At 37.0% G+C, this 10,662-nt stretch carries 9 protein-coding genes; 5 read left to right on the top strand and 4 right to left on the bottom strand.

Annotated elements, in window-relative coordinates:
- The 3 genes from ACG94X_RS16300 to ACG94X_RS16290 form a co-directional block, all read right to left on the bottom strand.
- Positions 1-1,037 (bottom strand): Ig-like domain-containing protein (locus ACG94X_RS16300; RefSeq protein WP_419384731.1); only part of this gene is annotated, 1,037 nt, incomplete at its 3' end.
- Between the two features lie 223 nt (positions 1,038-1,260).
- Positions 1,261-2,310, bottom strand: a complete 1,050-nt coding sequence (locus ACG94X_RS16295) for an HNH endonuclease (protein ID WP_419331873.1) — start codon at positions 2,308-2,310, stop codon at positions 1,261-1,263.
- 2 nt (positions 2,311-2,312) lie between these two features.
- Positions 2,313-2,903: a class I SAM-dependent methyltransferase gene (locus ACG94X_RS16290; RefSeq protein WP_005401669.1), complete on the bottom strand. Its 591-nt coding sequence runs from the start codon at positions 2,901-2,903 to the stop codon at positions 2,313-2,315.
- A 151-nt stretch (positions 2,904-3,054) separates the two neighbouring features.
- Here ACG94X_RS16290 and ACG94X_RS16285 point away from each other — a divergent pair, with 151 nt between their 5' ends.
- Together ACG94X_RS16285 and ACG94X_RS16280 are read left to right on the top strand one after the other, a co-directional pair.
- Complete coding sequence (locus ACG94X_RS16285) at positions 3,055-3,384, top strand: DUF4236 domain-containing protein (protein ID WP_017725328.1); 330 nt, start codon at positions 3,055-3,057, stop codon at positions 3,382-3,384.
- A 100-nt stretch (positions 3,385-3,484) separates the two neighbouring features.
- Complete coding sequence (locus ACG94X_RS16280) at positions 3,485-3,799, top strand: hypothetical protein (protein ID WP_005401667.1); 315 nt, start codon at positions 3,485-3,487, stop codon at positions 3,797-3,799.
- 69 nt (positions 3,800-3,868) lie between these two features.
- Here the strand turns inward: ACG94X_RS16280 and ACG94X_RS16275 are convergent, their stop codons facing one another.
- A complete protein-coding gene (locus ACG94X_RS16275) occupies positions 3,869-4,078 on the bottom strand; it encodes a hypothetical protein (protein WP_306179411.1) in 210 nt (69 codons plus the stop codon).
- Between the two features lie 417 nt (positions 4,079-4,495).
- Between ACG94X_RS16275 and ACG94X_RS16270 the strand changes: the two genes are divergently transcribed.
- Genes ACG94X_RS16270 through ACG94X_RS16260 form a run of 3 tightly spaced genes read left to right on the top strand, consistent with a single transcriptional unit; the run spans position 4,496 to position 10,660 of the window.
- The gene (locus ACG94X_RS16270; RefSeq protein ID WP_419384730.1) at positions 4,496-5,170 is read left to right on the top strand and encodes a hypothetical protein; all 675 of its coding nucleotides are present in this window, start codon (positions 4,496-4,498) and stop codon (positions 5,168-5,170) included.
- Positions 5,170-7,443, top strand: coding sequence for a hypothetical protein (locus ACG94X_RS16265; RefSeq protein ID WP_419384729.1), 2,274 nt, complete (start codon positions 5,170-5,172; stop codon positions 7,441-7,443). The genes ACG94X_RS16270 and ACG94X_RS16265 overlap by 1 nt, the downstream gene beginning before the upstream one ends.
- Positions 7,427-10,660: a site-specific integrase gene (locus ACG94X_RS16260; protein WP_419384728.1), complete on the top strand. Its 3,234-nt coding sequence runs from the start codon at positions 7,427-7,429 to the stop codon at positions 10,658-10,660. Before ACG94X_RS16265 ends, ACG94X_RS16260 begins: the two co-directional genes overlap by 17 nt.
- Positions 10,661-10,662 lie beyond the last annotated feature (2 nt).

Raw genomic sequence — 10,662 nt, 5'->3', positions numbered from 1 at the left:
AATGGATTGCCATCTGCATCGGTATCATTTGCCAATGGATCCAACGCAACTGGGGTGTTGAATGCCGTGTTGTAACTGTCATCCAGTGCAACAGGTGATGTGTTTGGTGCTGATGAAACGTTGATGGTTCCAGTCGCTGTTGAGCTGCCGCCTTGTCCATCACTAATGGTGTAGCTAAAGGTTTCTTGACCGGTAAAGCCCGTGTTCGGGGTAAAGGTAATGGTGCCTTGGGCATCAATGTTCACGATACCGTTCGGGGTGTTGATTTGTTGTGCGGTGCCCGGGGTCAAGGTCACGCCATTGATCGCTGTGATGGTCAATGGATTGCCATCTGCATCGGTATCATTTGCCAATGGATCCAACGCAACTGGCGTGTTGAATGCGGTGTTGTACGTGTCATCGCTTGCAACAGGTGGTGTGTTTGGTGTAGGTGCAAATGGAGACAAAGGTGTCCAGCTACCACCACCCAAACCATGTTCAAATGGCTTAATAACTGAAGATAATATTGGGTATTGAATTCCTAAAGGCGGAATATTATCTACCACCCGGTTCAACATTAATGGTTTGATACCGTCAGCGACAGATGTTTCACCTGCCCGTGTCAGTTGAACAAAACGATGCCCACCTTGGGTAACATCAGGATCGCCCTCGAAAGACTCCCCTGCAATTTCAACGTAGTCCTTACCCTCTTTTTTGAATACGCGACCGTCGTCTAAGCGAACAACATCATTTTGTTGTTCAGATTCATTCATTTGCTGAAATGATTTTGCAAAATTTAGAATTTTGTCGATATCTGAATTTGACTCGACCAGTAAGGAATTAAGACTGAAATTACCATCGTTATTGATTAAATCTTTGCCGTGTATTTCGACTACACGACCATTTGAAAGCTGCAATACGACATTGCTTTCTTCAGAAAGATGCAATACATCCTTTGCCTGAAGTTTTGCCCCTTTTTTTAGAATTAATTTTTTATTTGTTTTGGAAAAGCGCCAAACATCACCGTCAACCGAGATTACTTTTACTGTTGTATTCATTTATAACTTTACCTCAATTTAAATGTTTAGCCATATCAATTATTTATGCCTATATGGCTAAATTTATTTAGCGCGGACACGAAATCATCCTAGTTTAGTTAATTAATATACAATATTACTTTGTACACTACAAATTTCACAGAACCCTTATCCTATCAGGATTCTGCTTTCTTAAAATTGAACCGTACCGGGTTTGTCGAAGACTTTTTATTTAAGTTAGGCCTTATAAATTACTGTGGTATATCTGTTTATCTTTACCACCCAACCAAACTAAATATTCATTCTCTATTGCCTGCTTATACGCCCAGTCGGCAACCCGATGCGAACGTTGCAGATCGGTTAAAAAACCTAATTGAGAAATTTCCCGAACAATAGATTGATCATGTAGATAGTTCCGCTCCTGCCACTGTTGCAGAAATTGTTCTGACGCCAAATAATTACTTTTTTGTGAGTTGCACTTTTCATCCGCCAGGACAAAATTATGTCCGGTATCAGCAGGATATAATGACCATGGAATAAAATGATCCACAGCATATTTTGAATTTTTGAGACTTTTTCCACAGTAAAAACACTGGCATTGCTGTAAATCTATTAAGTAGTCCGCGACCCGCCCTAGTTGATTGCGACTTGGTGCAAACATGAATTCATTCAGGTCAGGTAATCCATCTAATACTATCAGGTTATGCTTATTCAACCGGACATAATCAATCCAGCGCTTCTGGCAAAGCTCTTCAACAATTTCACTAAACTGCCTCAAACAATACATCACTTTGGGTAAAAGCTTGAGGGAATGTTTGGAGTCTTCAAGGCAATAGAGAAATTCTACCGTTTGACCATTCAGATTCTGCAAATATACTACCGGCATTTGCTTTACCGTTGTTGCCACTGTTCGCTTTAGCCTGTTCCAGTAAAGTACATCTGTTCTCAGTGCGGCCAAGGTCTTGAATTGTTGCTGTGCCTTTTGGATTTCACTGATGATTTTTGCTTGCTGTCCAGTGGCTTGTTTAAGGAAAAAAGGTTCATATTGGTTAAACTGAAACGGTAGTGACTGTTTCCAGTACAGGTCAATAAATTTTTCAGCGATATCCTGATATTCCAAATGCAACGCAGCACCAGTATCTTGACCCTGTTCAATCGCTAGACGTGTGATGCTTATCAGCAAGGCAAACTTATAGGTCGAAGTAAACGTCCCTGACTGTAAAATCTGCTGAATGTGCTTTAAGAATTTTAGCTGTTCATGATGTGTTGGTATTTCAGCTGTACTAAACAACACGTCTAAGCCTGCATTTTTCTAATCAGGATATTTAACCACTCTTCTGTACTGTCTGGACGTTTATCTACAGTAATCCATTGCTGTAACAGTAAAGCCTGATCTATTTGTTTGAGTAAGTCGTAAGCTTGCTGCTCATTCAAGTCAGTAAAGCTGCGCCCTTCTTTCTCACGGTCTGAATCGCCATATTTAAAAGACATGTAACACACACCATTTGGCTTTAATGCTTTAAATAAGCGCCCCAACACTTCAGTCAGGCGATCTCTTTCACAGTGTAAAAGAGAAGCACAGGCCCAAATCCCATCATACTTAGCTACTTCATTCAGCTCATAAAAACTTTGCTGACGTACCTCGATGCCTGTCAGCTCTCTCGCCTTTTCAACCAGCTCGATAGAATAATCAATTGCCTCAACTTGATAGCCTTTTTTCTTAAATGCCAAAGTGTCCCGCCCCGAGCCACAGCCCAAATCCAGGATCAATGCCTGTTCCGGCAAATATCTTAGAAATGGTGTGTAAAGACTTTCCATCTCAACCTGATAGGTATTTTCAAAAAATGCTTGAGCATGTTGATTGTAATAATTTGATGTTTGATTCATTGTCTAAAAGCCAATATCTTATGTTAAAGAACATACTGATATTTCACTAGCTAAGTCAAATGATCAGTCCTATGAATGAATCAAACTTTTATTTCACTGTATCCCGACAACTGAGATAGAAACCAAACTGGTTCTTGTAAATGGAAAAAATATGGGCTTCAGATTTCGCAAGAGTATTAAAATATTACCTGGATTAAAAATCAATCTGACGCATAAAGGCATCAGCAGTGCAAGCATTGGCAAGCCTGGTGCTTCTTTAAATATTGGTAAAAAAGGCGCCCGAACCAGCGTTGGTATTCCAGGCACAGGCCTATCCTATTCCAAGCACCAGCCCTATAAGAAGAGAGTTGGCAACCAAAAAAATCCTACTCAGGAACAGCAATCGTTCTATAGATCACATACTGAGCAACCCAAATCGAATGTCTGGATTTGGGTAATTTTTGGATTATTTTGTTTTATTGTCGGGGCTATTATTTTTTAGAATTAGCCGACCTTTGTACCCATAACATTTATTCCGCTAGGCAAAATTAAATTCACTCATTACTATGGACGGATGTTAAATACAATAAAGGCTGCCGCTGATGTCTGATCATGACAGTACTCTGGATTATGATGAAAATGATTTAATCGATTCTCCCTTGTCTCAAATTTTACAAGAGGATAATGAACAAATTGAAGTTCTAATTTATCGATTACCTGATAGTGACTGGACACTGGAAGTGGTAAACCAAAATGGTACTTCTACGGTATGGGATGAAACATTCCCGTCAGATCAGGAAGCTCTATCTGTCGCTTTAGATGGAATTAAAGCCGCAGGCGGTATTCAGGCATTTTCAGAGCTCAGTGACCTTGAAGCAAAGAACAATATTTTTCCTGAATCCCTTACTCGCCATTAAAAATGAAGCTGCTGGCTTGGATCTGAGTCAGTATTTTCTGGATTCTTAGAACCTGTCGCGATGATAGGTTCACTTCAACCCAAACCCATCTAGGGTTGAAGGGTCAAAGTTTTCATCAAACATAAACTCATCTGCTCGCTCTTTTCTTAATGTCGCTAAGGCATAAAAGAAACATTTCTCACATAACTGCAATTCATATCTTTCCCCGTCATGCTTGGAACCATAGCCCCAATGCGCCGATAAAGTGCCAAACTCCAGTTTCGTTGATTGGTTGCATATATCACATACAACATCTGTAACGACTTCTACCTGTTTCTATTGTTTAATTTCCATATACGGCTCCCGATATCAATCATGTTAAATTTGTCTACATACTTATCAAAAATTGACTCCTGTTTGGTTTTAATTACCATTAAAAAAGATCAAATTTGAGCATTGTTATTGTAATAATCAACTATACTCATCCCTACTGTATTCATTGTAATCTGCTATGTGAACATCATAATAGAAACATGATATTTTTTGCCAACTCACAAATATAGCTAACTAATAGTGAGTATCTAATCGAGGAGGAAAATTTGAAACTTTCAATAATAAATAAACTTTAAAAACAAGGAAAAAATGATACCTCCTGCCATATTCAAAAACTCTAAATATACGTAAGTATTGCTGTATTATTTTTATTCAATAGCACACATGGATCTGACATCTGAACTACTTTTGAAGTTTCCAGCAACACAGATAAGTACTCTAAAAAATTTCAAAAAAAGGAGAATCACCATTCATCCACAAGCGTATGGTTTCAACTTATGCTACTTAAATATGTTTAAAAATCTCACTGCAGATTTAGATATTTCTAATCGCATAAAAGAACTCCATGTGTGGAAAACTTCAGAATTTGATAACTACTCCATTTTCAATAATATTAACTTATATCTTAGCTATTTAAAGCAAGATATTAATGAAGTCACTTTAATTATTCATCATCAACAATCTTTTTCAGAGGATGAGTTAGCATTTCTGATGGAGTTATGCAGTCGTGAATTTATTCAATTCATCAAATCTACAAAATTTGATATTCGTTCGTTAAATCCACGAAAAACATTGCATTTAATTAACACACATCTTTCACGTCAAACACTATTGACCCTTAACAAAGAATCATCTTTAAAGCCACATCATCAAATGAGTCTGGAACTGCTAGCACAACTACTTTCATGTTCTCGAAATCAACTGAATCAGCGTACTAAAAATATCAAACAACAGCGTACACATATTTTTAATGAATTATCACTCAACAGCAGATGTGTAAAAGAACTCGTTGATCACTCTGATAGTTGTATAAGTACAGAAAAAATTTGGAGATCATAATGTTGAATGATCTAAATGAACATATTAATTTACCTATCATTTCGCTCCAAAAAACAATTGAAAAATTATTTGGTGATGAGCGATTTGAACGTGCACAACACATCAACTTTGTAATTAAACTATTGTCTTCTCAACAGACTGACAATTTTCTGGTTGGTCTCAATCTCGATTACTTTGATATCGATATAAAGTTTGATTCGCAGCTGCCGACACCTCCGGTAATCTCTTTCACGAAAAAAGTTAAGATTAGTGATTTATCCATTACGTCATACATCAATTCAATTGCGCAATTACCTGCATCACACACGCATGCAAAAAATTGGAATATTCTAGTTTTAAAAGCGGCAATTTATTTAATTGCTCTTCCTGAGCTTAAACCAGAGCTTTTTAAACAAGCACACACAGAACACTTCAATACCGTAAAGCGCTTATTCCAGCGCTTTAGGACTGCAAATAAAAATTTAGATACTGAAAAAAAATATCAAAATACACAAGAGTATCAACGTCTCTGGAGTACCTATCTTCAAGATCCAACACAGAGCTTAGAGCAATTTATTCAACATCTGATCACATTAGATACGGATGAATTGCCTGAGTTTGATCGCAATCTACTCAATGATATTCGCATTACTTTTAACTATGTTTTAAAAAACAAAGCGAAGATTGCACGTGCCAGTATCGATACACAGCTTCAATATCAGTTTCTTGATGAAGAACAATTCATTGAAGAAAGTATCGAAATAAAAAAAGGGGCCTCGCCTAAGGCACTGAGTATAGAAACGTTAATTGATGAGCCGCTTCATCGGCAAATTGTTGTCAATCCAACTGACGTCACACCACTCGCAGCACATTCAGAAACAAGTCAAAATTATATTCTACCGCTTGTTGCAAAACATATTCAACGCAAAGAACATTTACTCACGTCGAGTAGTTTTTTTCCGAATCCATCTAGCGTGAACCATCTCCTGAAAAGACTTCATGTGGACTACTCTGAACATCAAAATAAAAGTGCTTTGATCCTAATGCTCGCATTTTTGACCGGTAATAGTGTGAATGAGTGGCTATATATACAAAGCAAGCGAGCTAAAAAGTTAAATAACCGCCAAAAATTGATCTATAAAAATGATCAGGTCTTCTTAAACAGTCACTTTAATGTATTTGAGAACCGCAATTTTGAGTATTCAGACAACTTGCTCAATCAGACGATCTATTTAGACATTCCAATCCCGAATCTATTCATTGAGGATCTGCGCAAAATGGATTCGGTTAGTTTCGATGATATACAGCAATATTTACGCAAATTAAGACAAGAATTATTGATTCCAAAACTGTCTGTCGTAAAGGTGAGTTCTCTACTGCATCATACGGTTCTTGCAAAAACAGGGAATAAACAACTCGCAGATTTAATCACAGGGATTGATGCCAATCAGTCATCATCTGTTTCTTATTGTCATCAGAATATTCCACGATTACATGCACAATATATTGATATTCTAAAATCACTTTGTGCAGATGTAGCAAGCACATATGAAAGTTGTGTACCTTCGCTCCCTGATTCAATAACTCATTTTGGTAGTCGTAAAGCTCCAAAACCACAGGTCATTACAGAGATTTTTGCTGTATTGAAGTTTAATATTTTTTCACAAGCTGAAGACGATCTGATTGCTATATACAACCACTACAACATATGGATGTGGCATATCCTCCTTCTTTTTACAGCAGCACGCCCCGTTGCTGAATTCCCTGGATTTCTTAAAAACTTTAATTTAAAACGCCAAATTTTGATGGTTTCTGACAAAGAAGTAGGCGGCCGCAATGGATTCGGACGCCTCATTCCACTTTGCCCATTTTTAGTTGAAGAGATAAAAAAATTCCTTAATTTTTTAGAATATTTTTCGATTCAAATCATAATGAGCCACTCACACTTAGCTGATCTCTTACAACAAATCAAAACAAGTCAATTGCCCTTACTTGGCATTATCAAAAATAACGAGTGGATATCACTAAGCCCTTCTATAGTCAAAAATTTTCATCCTGAATTATGCCTTGATCATGCAAACTGGCACCGCCACACAGCACGTGCTTTTTTAACTCATAAAATTACCGAACCTGAGATTTTAGCTCTCTTTGGACATGAACTCATGCAACAAGAAGCAGCACATCCATTTTCCAGTTTATCGCTCTCTCAATTTTCTAAAATTGCAGATGTTTTAGAGCAAATGAAAGATCAATTTAAAATTAGCGGGATTGAAGTACATGTCATCATTCAATAAAAAAATCCAAAAAAAACGCTATGCTGAAGATAGACGTCAACTTCAACGTAATGAATTAGAAAAGACCCTACGAGCTGATGCAGAACAAGAGCTCCGACAATACTTTGATGAACAAAAATTTTCAACTGAAGACTTAATTCAAGCTTATCCCGCGATTTATGAGTTTATTAAACGTAAAGCACCAAATTTGGCTTGGAAAAAATATGCACATGAATTCTTCCGAACATATATCAAATATCTCAATAAGAACAATAACCTAGACTTCCCATTACCGTACCTCACCTTTGAGATGAAACGCGATGAACCAATTTTCACCCCAGATTGGATCCAGGCCGGTCATGAAATTGACATCATTATAGAAAAACTTTGGGATTATTGGATTCTTGCTCAAGATAGTTCCGCTTTTTCTGATGATGAAATTATTGGGAATATTCTGCTTTGCTCAATGTTATACGGTGGACTAAGTCAAACAGCAACATTAAATGCATTACTTGAACATTTAAAGAATCCCGTAAAAATCCAAAAAATTTGCGATTTAAATATCATCTTTTTAGAGCCATTTTCTCCAAGCTATGGCGATCTATTTGTCGATGAGAAAACAATTCGAAAATCGCGTAATTTTGTTCCAGATCAACTCACACGACTTTGGCTCATTCACTTCAACACAAGGCAAATTCGTGACATCAGTCTAGACGTGGATGCTTATCTACACCTCATTTTTCAAAAAATAAAACATCCATACACCCAAAAGACTTTCAAATTTCTATGTGACTACGCCAACTTTAATTGGATACAACTGCACAATGCAGATATTGATCCTGCCCTCTCACAATGTTTGTTAGAAAACACGCTCACGTGTGGTTTATCTGAACATGAGTTTGAAAACTTTGCTTTCCCAAAACTCAAAACTCAATTAAGTGATGAAATCGAACAAAATGTCTCTTCTACCGCCAAAGCCCTACCAGATCTCAATACGTCTGAAGCAGTAGAAAATATCATATTTATTCATAAAAACTTGCTGAAAATTATTCGCACATCATCAACAGAGCAACCCATTGCTGAACTCATTATTGATTTTTGCCTGCGTCACCAAGAGCAGTTTAATGAGTTTTCTAAGCGCATTATCTTATGGCTCATCAGTCTCTATCGACCAGGTTCAGAGCAAATAAAAAAATTATCAGCCACCTTTGATTTTGATACAACTCAGTACACTAAGTCATTTCAAGGCAATCAAAAACTCGCAGATAGTTCAATCTATACATACTATACCCGGATCGCAGAACCGTTTTTAACTCATGCCTTACAATACTTCGATGTCGACGATGACATTAATGATCTACTGAACAAAATTTATCAACAAATCATCAGCAATACACGCCTTGCTGACGAAGCCAATCAACCCGCATTTAAGAAGTCTAAAGACCAAACGATCCGCATGTTGAAACGTTTTCACACCTTCCAACAAATTGTTTTTCAAGCAGAAGATTTCGAACTTGAATTTATTGCATCGCAAAGTCGACCACGGGCACGCATCATAGGTCACACAGCCTTCCAGGTCATATTAAAGAAGTTAAATCAGCTCTTACATAACCAATCCATCTCAGACCATCACTATAAATTATTAAAAATCATTTATATTTTGGCTTACCGTACTGGTATGCGTATTAACGAAATACTCGGGTTACGTGTAAAAGATATCGAGGGTTTAAATCAATTTTCTATCTGGGTTCAACCTTATGGTTCAAAAAAACAAGGGAATCAACATCTGCTCAAAACGGATAGTGCGGAACGGATTGTGCCTGCATACGCTTTGCTAAAAGATGATGAGTACCAATTCTTTAGCGATTTTGTTGTTGAAAAACGCTTAGAAAATAAGAAAATTTTATATTTATTCAGCAACTTGAATGAAAATAAAAAACTGAATAAACACACTGTCACCGCACCCCTAAAACTGATATTAAATCAGGTCTTTAAAGGGCATCATTACTCCTTTCACTCTTTTCGTCACACTACAGCGAATCATTTATCGCTTTTACTGAACTCTGAATATGCACCACTTGTGCAAAAGCTAACTGACTATAGCGAAAACGAATATCAAAAAATTCGAGCCGAGCTACTTCAAAATCAACATGGACAAAACCATTGGTTTGTTATTGCACATCTCTTAGGACATATAGAGCCAGTTGAAACATTCAAAAGCTATATTCATTTAAGTTATCTCATAGCTGGTCAAAAACTACTAAAACATCATCCAGATATGCCTAATGAATTGGCTAAAAAAATTATGGGCCACAATGCAACGTTTAAAAATTTGCAAATAACAAATGATGAAAAAGACTTTAATTTTGAAAAAAACCAGGCCGTTCTAGCAACTATATTATTAAACGATCAAACAAAATGGCTTCAAAGTAATGCTACTGACATTTTAGATGAACTGTCGTTACAAATAGATCAATCCCATGATTTTTTTGCTTTCTTTGTTGGAACAGAAGATTCTAAAATTTCACTTCAACGCTTCTATGAAACGCTCAATATATTGGAGACTACTCACGATCCTAAAAGTGCAGCTCAACGTATGTGCTTACCAGAAGAACTCGTCAATTATTGGTATGAAAATGCTCTAAATTTAGCAAACATTAAATCAAAAAAAGGGAATCCCCGTTTATTTGGTATTGATAGCTCAACCCACTTAAAACCAGCAATGCTTGATAGCGCTGAAGAGCTTCATGCGGTGACTTATTTTTTTGAACATCTACAGAAAATAGCTCGTAAAAATCCAATACAAATTGCATGCGTCCTGAATATATTTTTGAATCGAGTGACCGCATCACACACAGGTATCCATTATCGCTGGAAGGATATCGATCAACTCGAACATTTTTACTCCCAAGTTAAGGCTTTATTTCCTGCCAAATTTTGGCACTTACTTGGACAAGATTTGCAAACAAAGTTAGATGCTAAACAACAGCCTCAACTTTTCAAATTAGCAAAAGCATCAACAGATAAACATCCACCAACTCAAGAGGAGTTTCCTCGTCTACAACTCTACTCAGTAAAAGATGGTCATGCTCTTGCTGCATTTAAATTTTGCTTACATCTAGCATGTATTGGGCGCCCACTATCTATTCCGCTTAATGGGTTGGATTACATGTCACCTGATACCGTACATAAACCTATGGCTGTATTACACCAACAGGAACTTCTTAAAACTGATTAAAT

Origin of the sequence: Acinetobacter psychrotolerans, from assembly GCF_048552595.1 — a bacterium.
Classification (GTDB): domain Bacteria; phylum Pseudomonadota; class Gammaproteobacteria; order Pseudomonadales; family Moraxellaceae; genus Acinetobacter.
The sequence above is the reverse complement of the archived record's forward strand: the minus strand, read 5'-3'. Positions and strand labels throughout refer to the sequence as shown.

Bases quoted from the DNA above. Each gene is read 5' to 3' on its own strand.
- ACG94X_RS16290 (WP_005401669.1), bottom strand. From the start codon at position 2,903: ATGAATCAAACATCAAATTATTACAATCAACATGCTCAAGCATTTTTT.
- ACG94X_RS16285 (WP_017725328.1), top strand. From the start codon at position 3,055: ATGGGCTTCAGATTTCGCAAGAGTATTAAAATATTACCTGGATTAAAA.
- ACG94X_RS16280 (WP_005401667.1), top strand. From the start codon at position 3,485: ATGTCTGATCATGACAGTACTCTGGATTATGATGAAAATGATTTAATC.
- ACG94X_RS16270 (WP_419384730.1), top strand. From the start codon at position 4,496: ATGGATCTGACATCTGAACTACTTTTGAAGTTTCCAGCAACACAGATA.
- ACG94X_RS16265 (WP_419384729.1), top strand. From the start codon at position 5,170: ATGTTGAATGATCTAAATGAACATATTAATTTACCTATCATTTCGCTC.
- ACG94X_RS16260 (WP_419384728.1), top strand. From the start codon at position 7,427: ATGTCATCATTCAATAAAAAAATCCAAAAAAAACGCTATGCTGAAGAT.